At 52.8% G+C, this 16591-nt stretch carries 16 protein-coding genes; 4 read left to right on the top strand and 12 right to left on the bottom strand.

The annotated features are described in order from the left end of the window. Positions 1-100: 100 nt before the first annotated feature. The 3 genes from NST23_RS22440 to NST23_RS22450 all read right to left on the bottom strand — a co-directional run bounded on the left by NST23_RS22440 (position 101) and on the right by NST23_RS22450 (position 3131). On the bottom strand, positions 101-994 hold the full coding sequence (locus tag NST23_RS22440) for an AEC family transporter (protein WP_122964609.1): 894 nt from the start codon (positions 992-994) through the stop codon (positions 101-103). A gap of 112 nt (positions 995-1106) precedes the next feature. Next, positions 1107-2072 (bottom strand): carbohydrate kinase family protein, encoded by a 966-nt coding sequence (locus NST23_RS22445; RefSeq protein ID WP_217022267.1) that lies wholly within the window; start codon positions 2070-2072, stop codon positions 1107-1109. 51 nt (positions 2073-2123) lie between these two features. Beyond that, the gene (locus tag NST23_RS22450; protein ID WP_217022266.1) at positions 2124-3131 is read right to left on the bottom strand and encodes a D-cysteine desulfhydrase; all 1008 of its coding nucleotides are present in this window, start codon (positions 3129-3131) and stop codon (positions 2124-2126) included. 299 nt (positions 3132-3430) lie between these two features. Between NST23_RS22450 and NST23_RS22455 the strand changes: the two genes are divergently transcribed. The 3 genes from NST23_RS22455 to NST23_RS22465 all read left to right on the top strand — a co-directional run bounded on the left by NST23_RS22455 (position 3431) and on the right by NST23_RS22465 (position 5878). Then, complete coding sequence (locus NST23_RS22455) at positions 3431-3658, top strand: hypothetical protein (protein WP_173597536.1); 228 nt, start codon at positions 3431-3433, stop codon at positions 3656-3658. Between the two features lie 96 nt (positions 3659-3754). Beyond that, positions 3755-4120: an HsmA family protein gene (locus NST23_RS22460; RefSeq protein ID WP_122964604.1), complete on the top strand. Its 366-nt coding sequence runs from the start codon at positions 3755-3757 to the stop codon at positions 4118-4120. A 183-nt stretch (positions 4121-4303) separates the two neighbouring features. Further along, positions 4304-5878, top strand: coding sequence for a sensor domain-containing diguanylate cyclase (locus tag NST23_RS22465; RefSeq protein ID WP_217022265.1), 1575 nt, complete (start codon positions 4304-4306; stop codon positions 5876-5878). A gap of 107 nt (positions 5879-5985) precedes the next feature. On the opposite strand, the gene NST23_RS22470 is transcribed toward NST23_RS22465, so the two are convergent. From NST23_RS22470 to NST23_RS22505, 8 genes are all read right to left on the bottom strand, one after another. After that, on the bottom strand, positions 5986-6765 hold the full coding sequence (locus NST23_RS22470) for an IclR family transcriptional regulator (protein ID WP_217022264.1): 780 nt from the start codon (positions 6763-6765) through the stop codon (positions 5986-5988). 38 nt (positions 6766-6803) lie between these two features. Continuing rightward, complete coding sequence (locus NST23_RS22475; RefSeq protein WP_173597534.1) at positions 6804-8072, bottom strand: M20 family metallopeptidase; 1269 nt, start codon at positions 8070-8072, stop codon at positions 6804-6806. Then, on the bottom strand, positions 8069-9016 hold the full coding sequence (locus NST23_RS22480) for a DUF1177 domain-containing protein (RefSeq protein WP_217022263.1): 948 nt from the start codon (positions 9014-9016) through the stop codon (positions 8069-8071). Before NST23_RS22480 ends, NST23_RS22475 begins: the two co-directional genes overlap by 4 nt. Positions 9017-9035: 19 nt before the next feature. Then, entirely contained in the window at positions 9036-10016 is a 981-nt protein-coding gene (locus NST23_RS22485) for an ABC transporter ATP-binding protein (protein WP_122964598.1), read from the bottom strand. Further along, on the bottom strand, positions 10013-11020 hold the full coding sequence (locus tag NST23_RS22490) for an ABC transporter ATP-binding protein (protein WP_167470306.1): 1008 nt from the start codon (positions 11018-11020) through the stop codon (positions 10013-10015). Before NST23_RS22490 ends, NST23_RS22485 begins: the two co-directional genes overlap by 4 nt. A 37-nt stretch (positions 11021-11057) precedes the next feature. Continuing rightward, a complete protein-coding gene (locus NST23_RS22495; RefSeq protein WP_122964596.1) occupies positions 11058-11966 on the bottom strand; it encodes an ABC transporter permease in 909 nt (302 codons plus the stop codon). 6 nt (positions 11967-11972) lie between these two features. Next, positions 11973-12932, bottom strand: a complete 960-nt coding sequence (locus NST23_RS22500) for an ABC transporter permease (protein WP_340964611.1) — start codon at positions 12930-12932, stop codon at positions 11973-11975. A 113-nt stretch (positions 12933-13045) separates the two neighbouring features. Next, complete coding sequence (locus NST23_RS22505; RefSeq protein WP_173597532.1) at positions 13046-14662, bottom strand: ABC transporter substrate-binding protein; 1617 nt, start codon at positions 14660-14662, stop codon at positions 13046-13048. 199 nt (positions 14663-14861) lie between these two features. Between NST23_RS22505 and NST23_RS22510 the strand changes: the two genes are divergently transcribed. Further along, on the top strand, positions 14862-15815 hold the full coding sequence (locus tag NST23_RS22510; RefSeq protein ID WP_340964613.1) for an aminopeptidase: 954 nt from the start codon (positions 14862-14864) through the stop codon (positions 15813-15815). A gap of 68 nt (positions 15816-15883) precedes the next feature. On the opposite strand, the gene NST23_RS22515 is transcribed toward NST23_RS22510, so the two are convergent. Beyond that, positions 15884-16564, bottom strand: a complete 681-nt coding sequence (locus NST23_RS22515) for a hypothetical protein (RefSeq protein WP_217365265.1) — start codon at positions 16562-16564, stop codon at positions 15884-15886. Positions 16565-16591 lie beyond the last annotated feature (27 nt).

Genomic DNA, 16591 nt, shown 5'->3' on the forward strand with positions numbered 1-16591 from the left:
TTGATTTTGTTGAAAACGATTCTTGTTCTCATCATATAGAAAAAAGCAATGCCTTGGCAACCTTTTCGGTGTAGCGCGATTGCCTCGGCAGTTGAATCGGCTAGTGCAGCAGATTCAGCAAGATCGTCAGCGTCCCTACACTGAACACGGTCGTGACCAGGACACTGCTGGAAACAAATTGCGGACGCATGTTGAACTGGATCGCGTAAATCGCTGTCGTCGCAGCAGACGGCATCGCTGCGAGTATGACCAGCACTTTTTGCAGCAAAGGGTCAATCGGGAAAAACAGACAGATCACGTAAGCGAGCACAGGCGAAGCGATCAGCCGAATGACACTGGCGGCACTCAGTCCTTGCCACTCCAAGGCTTTGGACGATACGTTGGCAAGCTGCATCCCGAGAATCAGCATGACGACCGGAATCGCTGCCTGCGCCACGAGATCAATCGCCTGATAGTAGCCAGCTGGAATCACGACATTGCCTTGTTGCAGCAAAATCGCCAGCACAACCGCGTAGTTGGAAGGCTGCTTGAAAATCGCCCGAATCGCCGTGCCCGCGCCACCCCCGCCCCGCGAAGCGAAGTAGACGCCGAATACCCCCATGATGATCGAATGAAAAACCATGATTTGGACCGCATACGTAAACCCGGCCTCCCCGTAAGCAAACAAAATGATCGGAGTCCCGTAGTTCCCGCTGTTCATGAAGGCGGTGGAAAGCATCAGGGCGCTCTCCTGCGATTTGTCGTAGCGAAACAGGCGAGCCGTAAGCTGGGTGAGCACGATCAGCGCTCCGAGCAGCAACAGCGAGATGACGACGATGTAAAACAATTGCAGATCAAGCTCGGTCTTGTAAAACGTGCGAAAGACAAGCGCCGTGGTCAACACGTAGATCGCCAGCGACGAAATCGGCTTCAAATCCATTCGGAACTTGCGCTGAAGAATGTAGCCCGACAAAAAGATCAGCAAGACAGGCAAGATCACTTCGAGAAAAATCATGGTTCATACCCACTTCTTCCATAGAAATGCGAAATTACGAATAGTATATCAAATCGCTCGCCAAAAAAGCCGATTCCCCGTTATTTTCTGACAGAGAATCGGCTGAACCGTGCTATATGCGATTTTCTGCCACAAAGCGCTCGACATCAGCCAGCGCTGGCAGCGCCGGAATCGCGCCCGTCCGCGTGGTGGTGAGCGCTCCTGCCGCATTGGCGAAGCGAACCATACGTGTCAGCGTGTCATTGTCCATGGAGCGAAGCGGCTGCTTGGCTTCCAGCACCTGATAAAGCAAGCCCCCCAAAAACGCGTCTCCTGCCCCGGTCGTATCGACAGCATCGACCGCGTAGCCTGGAACCATCCCCTGCTCTTTTTCCGTTCGGAAGTAACAGCCCGCTTTGCCGCGAGTGACGAAGATCGCCTGATTGCGGCAAGTTTCCATCAGCCATTCTGTCCCCTCCGCCAAGCCGCTTGCCGGAGCGAGCAGCTCCAGCTCCTCTTCCGACAGCTTGACGATGTCCGCTTGTCTGATCCCGTGCAGCGCCATTGCCTTCGCCTGTTCCATGTCCGGCCACAAGCTTTCGCGAATGTTTGGATCAAACGATACGAGCAGCTTGTGTCTTTTCGCTATATCTACAGCCTTCCAGGTTGCGCTGCGCGCTGGTTCATGGGTCAAAGACAAGGAGCCGAAATGAAACAGCCTTGCTTGCGCGATCATTTCCTCATCTATGTCCGCCTCGCGAAGCTGCGTATCTGCTCCGGGGTTGCGGGCAAACGAAAACGAGCGCTCGCCACTCGCGTCGATGTGTACAAAGGCGAGCGTGGTCAAGGCAGCATCCGTCAGGACAAGCCCGTCAGTCCCGATCTCCAGGTCCATCAGCGTCTGCTTCAGAAAGCGGCCGAACGCATCGTTTCCGACTGCGCCGAGAAAAGCTGTCTTTTTATGAAACCGCGACAAAGCCGCAAGCACATTTGCCACTGCTCCGCCCGGATTTTGTTCATACGCCATTTTCCCCGGTTCGGGATGGGGCATCGGCGTGAAATCAATCAAAAGCTCGCCGCAGGCAACAACATCAAGCATTTGTCTGTCTCCTTTTCGTCTCTCGTCTCGCAAGCAACTTCAAGTACACCGTCATCCCTGCTTGGGCAAAAACAGCTCGGACGCCGTGTAAAGCGCCGGAGCGCCACCCGTGTGCAGAAAAAGCACATGGTCATCCTGCGAAAAGCGCCCCTCGCGAATCAGCCCGATCAACCCCGCCATCGCTTTGCCCGTGTAAACCGGGTCGAGCAAAATTCCTTCTGTGCGGGCGACGAGCTGCACGGCTTCGACCATTTCCTCTGTCGGAATCGCATAGCCTGGCCCGACAAAGCGATCTTCGCACTGCACCACATCTGCCTGGATCGTCGCTTGCAGACCGACCTCGGCGGCGGTACGCGCAAGCAGCTCCTGTACTTTCGCTTCCTGAGCGGCGCGGTCGCGGCTGACATTGATGCCAATCACTTTGGCAGACGATTGTCTCGCCAAAAACCCGGCGATCAGACCCGCCTGTGTCCCGCCACTGCCTGTTGCCGTCACCACGTAATCAAACGGAGTGCAGCTCTCCCACGCTTGCTGCTCGATTTCCTCTGCGCACGCCATGTAGCCAAGCGAGCCGATCTCGTTGGAGCCGCCAACCGGAATCAGGTACGGCTTCCTGCCTGCTTGCCGCAGACTGTCCGCCAGCTTTTCCATCGCCGCAAGCATATCGCCGTCTGCGGGAATGACCTCGATCTGTTCGGCACCAAGCAAATGAAACAACAGATGGTTCCCGCCCGCCTGCGGATTGTAGTCGCCTGTCTCGGGCGCCGACAAAACGAGCTGGCAACGCAGCCCTTCGCGAACCGCCGCAGCCAGTGTCAGACGGCAATGATTCGATTGGACAGCGCCGCACGTAATCAGTGTATCTGCGCCTTGCCGGATCGCGTCGGCAACCAAATACTCCAGCTTTCGCGTCTTGTTGCCACCAGCCGTCAAGCCGAGCAAGTCGTCGCGCTTGATGAAAATGTGCGGGCCGCCCAGCACCTGCGACAGCCTCTCCAGACGCTCGATCGGCGTCGGGCCTTGCGTATATTTTCTGCGTTCATAGCGAATCGGCTTCATTTTATTGCCTCCTTCAAGCCTGTTTGGGTATGAATACGATCTGGCTACCGCCGATTCCTCCCTTGCCTGGCGAGTTTCCCGATTCCCGGTTGCTTTTTCCATTGACGAAGAAGGCACGATCCATTACCATGATCTAGTCATTTTTATGAAATTCATCCAATTTTAGCGAAGGTGTTTTTCGATGCACGCAACGGCATTTTTTCCATGATCCGGATAACGCACTTCCGCCTGTCCAAACGGGTGAAAAACACGTTTGTTCGCTAGACGCAATCGAACAAACCGGAAAGGAGGGCTTCCTTTTGCCAAAATGGCTGTTTCTGCTTTTTGCCAGCTACCTGTTTTACAGTCTGCCTGCCATGCTCGGCTTCGGCGTAGCCATCCAATTCGCGCCGGGAGCCACTCCGCTTGAAATGGCATCAGCCTACGTCTACGACGGAATTGTCGCTGACTTTTGGCCAAAGCTGTGGAAGGCGGCTCTTACCACCCTGATTATATGGCTGCTCCTGCGAAAAAAGCGCCAGGCGTAAATCGGCATAATCCCCTCGTTGTTCATCTTCCGTTCATCTTCTTTTCCTACACTCAACCGTGTAGACAATCAAGAAGCGAATGGGAGATGATTTTTTATGCTAGTATGGGCTGTCATTTTCATCAATTTGGCGCTCGCCTCGTATACAATCGGAGTCTGGTCGGAGCACCGTGCCAAGGAGCTTGCCTGGAAGCACTTCGTCTTTTTTGGCCTGGGGCTTGTCTTCGATACAGTCGGAACGGCTTTCATGAAGCTGCTCGCCGACGGCAATTCGCTGAATTTGCACGGGATTACCGGGCTGGTCGCGCTGATCCTGATGTTTTTGCACACCGCCTGGGCCGGCTTCGTCCTCTGGAAAAAGCAAGACCGCCAACGCAAGCAGTTCCACAAATTCAGTCTGTTTGTATGGGTGCTCTGGCTGGTCCCTTATTCCATCGGTGTCGCTTTAAGCTTTACACGCTAACCAATCAAATACTTGCCAAACAGGTTGTCTTCGGATAACCTGTTTTTGTTTTCCGAAAATCTCTCCCCCATCGCCACACGCTCCCTCCAGGCTGTCTTTTTGCCGTCCGAGAGATTAGACTTCGCAAATTGCGGGTAAAGATTTACAGCAAGAGCTTTCAGAAACAGAAAAAAGGAGTTTGGCATGGGGAAAAGAAGAACCTATACGCTTCGCTTTATTATGGAAATGCTCGTTGTGTTTTCTGTCCTCGCGACAATTTTGATTGAGGTCATTTCTTCTCTTCATGTCAATCGCACCTCGCTCTCCACCAACTACCTGGAAAACAACTACCAGTACGCGAAGAAGCTGGCGAGAAACACAGCAGACATATTGACCGTCCTGCAAAACAACGTCGACACGATTGCCAGACAAGCTGGCGAGAAGCCGCTCGTAGAGAAAGACTTGGACGACTGGTATGCGGCCAACAGACAAAATTTTCATTCCTTGTTCATCACAGACGCTGAAGGTCACATCCAGAAAGTCAGCCCGCTGAAATCCGGCGTTGCCCTCGGAACGTTGCTGACCTCGCATGCTGTGAGACTGGCGTTGATCCAAAAGAAACCGCTGATCTCCGAGCCTTACCGTGCGGTGTCGGGCCGGCTGATTTTGATGATTTCTTCGCCGATTTTTGACAAACAGGGAGTGTACCAAGGCTTTGCGGGCGGAACGATTTATTTGGAAGAATCGAATGTGCTCAACCGGACCTTGAAGGAACACTTTTATGGGGACGGTTCCTACGTATATGTGGTCGATCAGCAAGGGAGGCTCATTTTCCACCCCGAAACAAAGCGCCTCGGAGAAACCGTGCTATTGAATCCCGCCATCCAGCAAGCTCTCGCGGGCAAAAGCGGCTACCAGCAAATCGTCAACAGCAAGGGCAAATCGTATTTTGCCGGATATACGACCGAAAGCGTCAGCGGCTGGATTATCGTCTCCCAGACGCCGACCTCTGTCATTGACGAGTCGAATCACAAGCTGCTCCACAATCTGTTGATGACTTCCTTGCCTTTTTTGCTGCTCACGCTTGGTATCGTCTGGTTGATTGCCAAAAACATCAATACCGCGCTGTCCAAATTAACCCACATTTCCGATGAGTCTGGCGGAATGGACTGTCCTGCCGAGCTTACGACCACCTCCAAAATTTACGAGGTGCAAAAGCTGTACCAAAGCACGCGGCTGGCACTTCGCCAGATGAACCGCAAGCTGCGGCAGCTGCAATCCGAAGTGGAGAAGGACGGATTGACCGGACTTGCCAATCGCAAAACGTTCGATGCCTGCTTGCAAGATGCTTTGCGCAGCGAAATTCCGTTTTCCCTCATTCTGCTCGACGTCGATCGGTTCAAAAGGATTAATGATGCTTTCGGCCATGTCACAGGTGACGAGGTTTTGAAACAAGTCGCCCAAACGATGCTGGATACGACGCGCGAAGACGACTTCTGCTTCCGCTACGGAGGGGAAGAGTTCGGCATTTTGCTGCAAGGAGATCGGCATCTGTTTGCCTATCAAATCGCCGAGCGGCTGCGGCAAATGATTGAAGCGCTCGACAATCCGACGGGACATCCGGTGACGATCTCCCTAGGAATTGCCAGCTATCCGCTGCACGGTACGGAAGCGCTCGACATCATCACCTGCGCGGATCAGGCGCTGTATCAATCCAAAGCGGCCGGGCGAAATCGGACGACGAGCTTTCGGCTCGGCATCGAATCGCTTCAACCGTAGACGCGAACGAGCAGCACGGTCACATCCCATTTCATGAAAAACGTACGTCTCGACGTTTTTCACAGCAAAAAAGCTGCCGACAGATTTTGCTCTGCGGCAGCTTTTTTCTAACCAAACAAGTAATAGCGGGATAAATCCACGCGGTAGTTTTGAATAATCTCATCGACTTCCCGTTTGCCCCGCATCAGGATTTCCAGGCACTCTGCCTTCTTCTCCTCGCTCATCCGGTAAATCGGGCCGGATATGGTCAACGAGCCCATCACATGTCCGTCGTAGTGGAACAGCGGGCACGCGATCGCCAGAACATCCGGCGTATACTCGCCCGTGCTCATCGCCCATCCGGTTTCGCGAATATGCACAAGCTCCTCGCGCAATTTGTCCGGATCGGCAATCGTATTTTTCGTGTACTGCCGCAAGCCTTGCAAAATGATGTGCTCGATTTTCTCTTGCGGCAAGTAGGCCATGATCGAACGGTACGATGCGCCTACAAACAAAGGGGCACGACTGCCTACCGACACGGAGTATTTCACCACATTGTCCGGCTCCAGCGCATCGAGCGTAAGCGCTTCGTCTTCGTCCAGGCAGGTCAGGAAGATCGACTCGCCCGACTCCTCCATCATCCGTTGCAACACAGGCCGAATCAGTCGTGATACATGGAACGACTCTCTCATTGTCAATCCAAGCTCCCACAGGCGAATGCCCAATGAGTATTTTTTCGTCTTGGGATCTTTCTCCAGAAAGCGATTGGCTTCAAACGTAGACAATACGCGGAATACATTTGCGTGATTCAAACCGACTTCCTTGGCGAGTTCCCTTGCTCCCCATTCCGGTTTCTCCTTCGTGAACAGCTGTAACAATTTGAGTGATTGATCCAACGTTTTTAGCACGACGACTCCCCTTATTCACGATTACTTTTCAAACCCGTTTATTGCTCGTACAAAAAGTCAATGGCTGCCGCCACGTACACCTTCGCGCAGCGGATGACGTCTTCGACCAGCACTTTTTCATTGAAATTGTGGATGCTCGGCAAGTACGCAGGCCCGTATTGCAAGACCGGAATGTCGTACGCGCGGAAATGTCTGGCATCGCTGCTTGCCCACTGCTGAACGCCAAAAGCGTGCTCGCCTGTCACGTACGTGATGTTGTCGACGATCGCCCGGCAGACCGGATCATCCGGCGACGTGTAGTTCGCATGGCTTTGCGTTCCCATCGGCACAATTTCGTAATCAATATCCAGCTCGTCCAACTGGCTGGTGATGTAGCCCATGACTTCTGCTCTCGTCACGCCAAACGGCAGGCGGCAATCCACTTCCACGGTGCAAGTGTCAGGGACCACATTTGCTTTCGTGCCGCCCTCAATCGTACCGATGTTGCAAGAGACGCGCTCCAGCACATCCTGGTACGGTTCCCGCTCGGTGCCGAGCATGTATGCTTTGGATACCTTCACGAGTTCCTTGACTTCATCCGGAATCACGACCGGATAATCCCATACGGTGCGAATCCGTTCGATAGCGCGAATCGCATCCATGATCGCATTTTTGCCGGCGATCGGCCCGAGGCTGCCGTGAGCTGGCTTGCCTTTGACCGTGAGCTGGAACCAGCAGGAACCTTTTTGTCCCAAAGTCGGATTATGCGGCGAGGACGGCTCGGCGATCAGGCATCCGTCTCCCTCGACCAGCTTGCGCTCCAAAATCCACGGAACGCCCATCGCTCCGCCTGTTTCCTCGTCCGGCACGATCGCCAGAATCAATTGTCCCGGCAGTTCGACTCCCAGCCGCTGCAAAATCGTCGCGGCAAAAATCAGTCCAGCCAAGCCGCCCTTCATGTCAGAAGCGCCGCGGCCCAAAATCCAGCCGTCTTTTACTTCGCCGCTGAACGGAGCAAATTCCCACTTGGACAAGTCCCCGGCAGGCACGACATCCGTATGGCCGCAGTAAATCAGCTTTTTGCCCGATTGCAGATTGCCGATCCGGGACACGAGGTTGTACATGTTTGGCCCTGCTTCATGCCAGTCTGTAGCGATGTCAAAACGCTCCAGATATTCCGTAATAAAGCGGCTGATCGGCCCGGAATCGCCAGGCGGGTTTTCGCTCGGGAACTGGATCAGCTTGCAGCACAGCTCGATCAATTCGTCCTTGTTTTGTTCGACGGCGGCGATGACCTGGTCTTTTAACGCTTTCAGTTGATCGCTCATGACACGCTCACCTTGCCGTCCAGTGTGAGCAGATGCTTCATGGAGCCGTACAGCGATGTCATCCGCGCAAACTCTTCCTCGTCGTAGAACGCGCACTTGCCTGTTCCAAACAGCTTGGCTACCTCGATCACGAAGCGCACGACTTGTTCGACGTGCACGAGATGAGTCGCACCTGTGGCGCAGCCTGCTACTGGCACCTGGGTCGTCAAGGCAATCCCGACAACCGGGCTGTCTGTTACGACACACGGCTGCATGATGCTGTTGATGTGGTGCAAATTGTTGCCGTACGGCGTGATGTCTTGTACCGTAATCGGCAATGTCACTGGCATGTTGCCGGACGTTTGCTTCACCAGTTCAAGCAAATCGTTGCTGATGCGCAAGATGTACCCTTCCTTGACCGTCGGGGTGATCGCATAGCCTGTATGATTGAGAATCATGTTTCCTTTTGTGGTGTCGATGGACAAAATCGCGTCCATCTCGGACGATACTTCATTCGCATTCATGATCTGCATGTCCACCGGAGAGTTCATGAACGGCACGGGATCATGCGGAAGAGTCGGCGCATCCGGGCAGATGTGCGTAGTCAGGAGGATGTCTCCTTCCAACACGTCGCCGCGCTGCTGCATGTCGGCAAGCTTCGCTGCTGCTGCCATGCACGCCAGAGCGCCGTCGCCATCAGATACGAAGCCGACTTGCTCGGGACGGGCGCCAATCCCGCCCAAACGGCCAATGACGCCAAGTGTCGGCGCCGTTCCGCCGCTGCTTTTTCCGTTCTTTCCTTTTATTAATACTTTGACGAAATCGGTCTTTCCTTTTTGTCCAGTAACGGTAGATACTTCTACATCGCGAAAGCCGCTTTGTTCAAAATATCGTTTCAGGTCATCCCCTGTAACGTAAGCGCTGTCCATAAGATCGTACATTTCGATTACATGCTTGAAAGACATAAAAAAGTCTCCTTTTCCATTATGATAGATTTCCTAAAAGATGACAAGAAACCTTGTGCTGCCCTTCATACAACGTGAGCGCAGGCGCTTCTGTCTTGCAACGGTCGGTCGCATACGGGCACCGCTTGTGGAAATGGCAGCCGGATGGCGGATTCATCGGACTCGGCACATCACCCGTCAGGATGACCCGCTCCTTTTTGATCAGCGGACTTTCCTTCGGCACTGCCGACAGCAGCGCTCGCGTATACGGGTGCTGCGCATTGTGGTAAATCTCCTCGTACGTTCCCATCTCCACGACACGGCCCAAATACATGACGGCAATCCGGTCGCTGATGTAGCGCACGACGTTCAAATCGTGGGAAATGAAAATGTAGGTCAGGTTGAAGCTCGCCTGCAAATCCTTCAGCAAGTTGATCACTTGCGCCTGAATCGACACGTCCAAAGCCGAAACGGACTCGTCGCAAATTACAACTTCCGGATTGAGCGCAAGCGCCCTGGCGATGTTGATTCGCTGCCGCTGTCCGCCGGAAAACTCATGCGGGTAACGGGTGGCGTGATAATCGGAAAGCCCGACGACTTCCAAAAGCTCCTTCACCCTTTTTACCCGTTCCTGGTGAGTTCCGACCTGGTGAATGACCAGCGGCTCCACGATCAGCTGCTCGACTGTTTTGCGCGGATCGAGCGACGCATACGGATTTTGGAAAATCATCTGGATCGATTTGCGCGCCCGCTTCATTTCCTTGTCGGACAGCTTGGCCAAATCCTGGCCCCCCATGATGACGGAGCCTTCCGTCGGACGAATCAGCTGCATGATCAGGCGAGCCAATGTCGACTTGCCGCACCCGGACTCGCCCACGATCCCGAGCGTCTCCCCTCTTTTCACCTCAAAGCTGACGTCATCGACTGCCTTGACGACTTTCGAGGATTTGCCGAACAAAGACTGATCCTTTACGGGAAAATGCTTTTTCAGCTGATTGATTTGGATGATCGACTCACTCATGCCTGGCTTCCCCCTTTCCGTTCAAGACGGTGGTCGCTCGTCTGGAAGTGGCAGGCTACCAGATGGTTGGGAGCCACTTCGACGAGCGGCGGTTTTTCGCTGAAGCACTTGTCTTTGGCATATGGACAGCGGGGAGCGAAGTAGCAGCCCGCAATATCTTCGCGCAGGTCAGGAGGATTGCCCGGGATCGACGGCAGCTTGCCCGTTGTGTCTGATTTGATCTGGGAATCAAGCAATCCCCACGTATAAGGATGAAGCGGCTTTTCGTACAACTCTTCTACCGTTGCGTATTCCACCGTGTTTCCGGCATACATGACGAGAACTTTTTGACAGCTCTCCCAAACGACACCCAGGTCATGAGTAATCATGATGATCGATGTTTGCAAATCGTCTTGCAGTTTTTTCATCAAGTCCAAAATTTGCGCTTGTACCGTTACGTCCAAAGCAGTTGTCGGCTCGTCCGCAATCAGCAGCTTCGGATTGCAGGCGAGGGCAATCGCGATCATGACGCGTTGGCGCATCCCGCCGGAAAATTCGTGCGGATATTGCTCCAGCCGTTTTTCCGGCTCCGGAATCCCGACCAGCTTCAACATCTCAATCGCCCGCTGGCGAGCCGCTTTTTTGTCCAGCTGCTGGTGCAGACGGATTACTTCGATAATTTGATTCCCCACGGTAAAAACCGGATTGAGGGAGGTCATCGGGTCTTGAAAAATCATCGAAATTTCGTTTCCCCGAATCTTGCGCATCTGTGCCTGGGAAAGCTTCGTCAAATCTTTTCCTTCAAACAAAATGCTGCCTCGCTCGATTTTTCCAGGGGGAGACGGAATCAGCCCGAGAATGGCGGTGGAGGTCACGCTTTTGCCCGAGCCTGATTCTCCGACAATCCCGATCGTCTCCCCCTGCTTCAGATCAAAGCTCACGCCGTTTACCGCCTTCACGACTCCGGACGAATAAAAATAAACGGCCAAATCTTGCACGCTGAGTAGTACATCTGACTTTGCCAATTCCCCTTCACCCCAATCTATGTCTCACTTTTGTCGCTTACACTTTCATTTTCGGATCGAGTGCATCGCGCAAGCCGTCACCGAACAGGTTGAAGCCGAGTACCGAGAGCAAAATCGCCAGCCCGGAGAACGTTGCCATGTGCGGCGACAAGACGAGGAAGTCTTTTCCGTCCTTCAGGATGCTGCCCCATGAAGCGGTAGGCGGCTGCACGCCCAGGCCGAGGAAGCTCAGCGCCGCTTCGGAAATGATCGCTCCGGCTACGTGCATCGTTGCGTAAACAATAATCGGCGCCATACAGTTTGGCAGGATATGGTGAAAAATAATGCGGGAATCGTTGGCCCCAAGCGAGCGCGTCACCTCGATATACTCTTCCTCCTTGACCGCCAGCACCTGGCCGCGGACAATTCGGGCGAAGCCGGGAATATTGGCAATCCCGATGGCGAGAATGACGTTGAACAATCCGGCTCCAAGCACGGTCATCAGCGAGATGGACAACAGGATGAACGGGAATGCAAACAATCCGTCCATGAGGCGCATGATGATCGCATCCCATTTGCCTCCGTAGTAGCCTGCCAAAAGACCGAGCAGCGTGCCGATCATGCCGCCGAGTCCGATCGCAAAAATACCGACGATCAAGGAAATGCGCGTGCCGTAGACGATCCGGCTGAACAAATCGCGTCCGTAGTTGTCAGTTCCGAGCAAATGACCGTCGATGCCAGGCTCGGACAGCGAATTGGCCAAGTCCATGTCATTCGGCCCGTGCGTCGCAATCAATGGCGCGAACAGGGCGAAAATGACCATGATCGCGATGATGACCATGCCGACCATCGCCAGCTTGTTTTTCAAAAGCCGGCTCCATACACTGTTTTCCTTGCTTTTTTTCTTGGGTGCGTTAGGTGCGAGCGTCGCGGGAGCTGGCGATAATGGTTGCGCGTGGTTGCTCATATCGGATCAGCCCTCCCCTTTATTCGTTAGTTTCACGCGCGGATTGACCACGGTGTACAAAATGTCGACGAGCAAATTGATCAACACGAAAATAACGGCGATGAACAGGACGGTTCCTTGCACGACGACAAAGTCCCGATTTTCAATCGCGTCCACCACGAGACGCCCCATCCCCGGCCAGCTGAAGATCGTCTCCGTCAGGACAGCCCCGCCGAGCATGGAGGAAATTTGCATCCCCATGACCGTAAGCAATGGAGTCATCGCATTTTTCAAGGCGTGCTTCCAGACGACGAAAAATTCGCGCAGCCCTTTCGCCCGAGCCGTCTTGATGTAGTCCTGGCGGATTACTTCAAGCATGCTGGAGCGCGTAATCCGGGCAAAAGTAGCCATCGGAATCGTGGACAAGGCGATGCTCGGCAAGATCAGGTGCGTGACTACGCTGTCGAAGCCTTCGGACAACGAGCCCATCCCGGTAGCCGGAAGCCAGCCAAGATGCACGCTGAAGTAAAGAACGAGCATGACCCCGAGCCAAAAGATCGGCATCGATACGCCAACGAGCGAGAGAATCATGACGGTGTAATCCCAGAACGAATACTGTTTGGTTGCAGAAATGATGCCTGCCGGAATCCCGATGAGCAGCGAGAGAGCGAGCGCACAGGCGGACAGCAAAAGCGTGTTCGGGAAGCGCTCCATGATCAAAGACATGACCGGCTGATTGTAGCCGAGCGAGGTTCCCAAATCTCCCTGCAGCAAGCTGCCGAGGAAGTCGACGTATTGGAGGTACAACGGCTGGTTCAGCCCGAGTGTTTCCCGCATTTTGGCGATTTCATCAGGGGAAGCTTGCGGCCCAAGCAGCACTGCCGCCGGGTCGCCGGGAATCAACCGCGTGATGATGAAAACGGTCGTGGCAACGACAAACAGCGTAGGGATTAAATCGAATAACCGTTTGAAAATCAGTTTGAGCAAGCCACTCTCCTCCTTCCCACTATTCGTTTAAAGCTTGGCCTGGTAAGAAATGCCCGAAGAGAGGGCTTTGTCGCGGCCTCTCTTCGAAGCGTGGAAGCTTTTAGGCGTGTGTATTACTTGTTCAGCCAAACGTTCGTCTCGCTGTTGACCAGGAAGATCGAGCTGTCCGCACGCACTTGGTAATCTTGCACGTATTTCTTCATTCCGGTCGCAACATCGAGCAGGCCCAGTTCGACGTGAACGACGTCATCGTTGATTTGTTTCATCGCCTGGCTGTACAGCTCTTTGCGCTTCGCTTCGTCTGTCGTCTCTGCCGTTGCGCGTTCCAGAAGCTTGTCTACTTCCGGATTGCTGTAAGCGTAGCCGTTGCCGAGCGAACCGATTTGCTTGCTGTGGAACATTTGATAGAGGAAGAAGTCAGGGTCCGGGTACCAGGACCAGCCCATGATGTAGAGCGGAGCTTTTCCTTTGGCTACGATGTCGCTGAACGTTCCCCACTCAACGGTTTTGATCTCTGCGTCGATGTTCAGGTTGTCTTTCAGCTGTTGCGCTGCGATGGTCGCTTGCGGCACGCGGGAAGCGATTACATAAAGCTCGGTTTTGAATCCGTCCGGATAGCCTGCTTCAGCCAGAAGCTGTTTGGCTTTTTGCGGGTCAAAAGCAGGAACGGCTGCTTCGAGAGACGAGTCATAGCCCCACGATGCTTTTGGCAGCGGCAGGAAAGATTTTTCCGCTCCGCCCCATTTGAATACCCCTTTGACCAAACCTTCCACGTCTACCGCGAGACGGATTGCTTCACGCACTTTTTTGTCCTTCGTCGGGCCTTCGATCTGGTTCAAACCCATGTACTCAATGGACAAACCTGGCTTCGTTTGCAAGTTCAAGTTTTGATCCTTCTCGATGATCGCACGGTTTTGCCCTTTGACATCGGTCACCATGTCGATGTCGCCGGAGCGCAGGGCGTTGGTCATCATGTTCGCATCGGTGATGAATTTGAACTCTACGCCATCCAGGTGAGGCTTCGGACCCCAGTATTTATCAGAACGCTTCAAATTTACAGAATCGTCCTGGTTGAATTTATCGATCATGAACGGCCCTGTTCCCACGAGGTGAGTGCCGAACTGATCTTTCCAGCCTTCTACCTCTTCGCGCGGAACGATGATGTTGCCGCCGTCTGTCAGCATGGCAAGCAAAGCGGCGTTTGGCGCGTCCAGGTGAATCGCTACTTCGTTTTCGCTGATGACTTCTACTTTTTCCACGCCGCGCAGACGCTTGAGTGCGGATTGCTTCGCAGAACGTTCCAGACTGTACTTCACGTCCTCGGCTGTCATTTTCCGTCCATCCTGGTATTTGCCAGGCTGGAAGTACACATTGTCCTGGAGCTTGAACGTATACACCTTCATGTCATCCGACACTTTCCACTCTGTTGCGAGGCTCGGTTCAATTTTGGACAAGTCATTCGTGTAACGGACGAGCGTGTCGCCAATACTGCGGATGATGTTGGATTCATAAGCACCCGTGTAAGCAATTGGGTCCAGTGTTTTTGCCGTAGAAGACAAGCCGATTTTCAGCACGCCGCCATCTTTTGGCTGTCCAGCCGCCTGCTGCTGGTCGCCGCCCTTTGCATCTTGAGCAGGAGCGCTTCCTTGTCCACCACATGCAGCGAGTGCCAGCATGGATACGACCATGACAGAAGAAAACAACGCTTTGGCTTTCAACATTTTCCTCACTACGATTCCCCCAGACATTTTTGTGTGTATCAAATAATGAAACACATGTTCAATATGTGTTACGTTTTGGATTATAGCAAATGCTTTTTTTAGTGTAAATAGTCAAAAAACAAAAAAATTAAGACTTGATTAACCGCTTTTTCTTTCAGTACAATCTCTTCAAGATTTACATTTACTAAAAATCAGGAGTGAGCGACCGATGAGCCAACTCGTGGAAATCAGCCGCAATTTGCTGGCGACTTGTTTAGGCGTAAAGGAAAAGGAAGAATTGGTCATTGTTACCGATGAAGATAAGCGTCCTTTGGCAGAAGCTCTCTATGAAGCTGGAAAGCTGCTCGGTGCGGAAACCGTGCTGTTAGTCATGCAGGAGCGCGAAAAATCCGGCCAGGAGCCGCCGCAGGCGATTGCCAAAGCGATGGAGCAAGCGGACGTAGCGGTGTGCATCACGAAACATTCGCTTACGCACACACAAGCGCGAAAAGTGGCTGCTGCCAACGGAACGCGCGTCGCCACCATGCCGGGCATTACCCGCGACATGTTTACCGCTGGAGCGATTTCTGCCGATTATCAGGAGGTCAAACGGCTGACCGAAGAGGTGACAGACATCCTGACCCGCGGCAAACAAGTACGAATTGAAAAAGCCGGCTACGCGCTGGAATTTTCCATTGAAACACGCAACGGCGTTCTCAGCACTGGCATGTATCTGGAAAAAGGACAATCGGGCAATCTCCCGTCTGGCGAGGCGTACATCGCCCCCATCGAAGGCTCGGCCAACGGACAAATTTTGGTCGACGGCTCCATCGGCGGAATCGGCATGATTGACGAGCCTTTGCTGCTTACGATCAAGGATGGTCGGCTGATCAGCGCAGAGGGGCCGACGGGTTCGCGACTGCTTGCCACGCTCGGGGATGGCGATGGCCGCATGCTGGCGGAATTTGGGATTGGAACCAATCACAAGGCGAGAATTATCGGGGTTGTGCTGGAAGACGAGAAAGCATTCGGGACGATCCACGTTGCGTTCGGCAGCAACGCGACTTTTGGGGGTACCATCCAGGCTGGTGTGCACATTGATTTAATCGTAAACGAACCGGATGTGTTCATTGATGGGCAACAAATCCAGGAAAAAGGGCGCTTTCTGTTTGGGGACGAGTAGCTTGAAAAAGAAAAAGCAGAGGCGGATTAAGTCGCCTCTGCTTTTTTGTGCTTCAGATGAACCGGGATTTATCTGTTTTTCTTAGGCTTGATGTATTCGTGAGTCGTTGCTTCGAATACATCGCCAACATAGCGATTTAGTTTTCTCTCCTTTTTGTTATCTATGGTATATCCATACCAATCTGCGTATATGTTGTACCTTTTCGCCTGAGCATAGAAATACAACGTGTAATCACCCGGTTTAGATACATTGACACTGGTTTCAGTACCTTTTGTATATTCAATTATTTCCTTAGATACATAAGTATGGTCAATGTGTCCTTCTATTTCTGCCAGGAACTTATAGCCTCCCTGAGCTCGCACGCCTGATTCAAGCGAATGCGATGTTTCATTCGTTTTTTTAACTGTCTGCATAAATTTGTAATTGATTTCTGTGCCATCAATTACCTCGACATCTGCTTTGTGCACTAGCAAATAATCACGCTCGTATCCATCTTCTTCAGCTTTTAAAGACCCTCTAACATAACCATCTTGCTTATATACTACAGTGGAAGAATAAGGTTTAATTGACGCTTCTTTTTGAAAATAAGGGTACTTACTCTCGGGAGTATAAGTCAATTCACCTACAGAATAAGAACCTACTTCTCGATCAACTTCACTTGCATAGACAGTTGCTCCAGACGCTAAAACCCCAAGAACTAAAGCACTAGATAGAATGTGGCTGATGGCCTTGCTCCGATTTCTCTTCAAAATAAGACCTTCTTTCTCAATACTATA

Origin of the sequence: Brevibacillus sp. FSL K6-0770, assembly GCF_038000275.1 — a bacterium.
Lineage (GTDB): Bacteria > Bacillota > Bacilli > Brevibacillales > Brevibacillaceae > Brevibacillus > Brevibacillus parabrevis.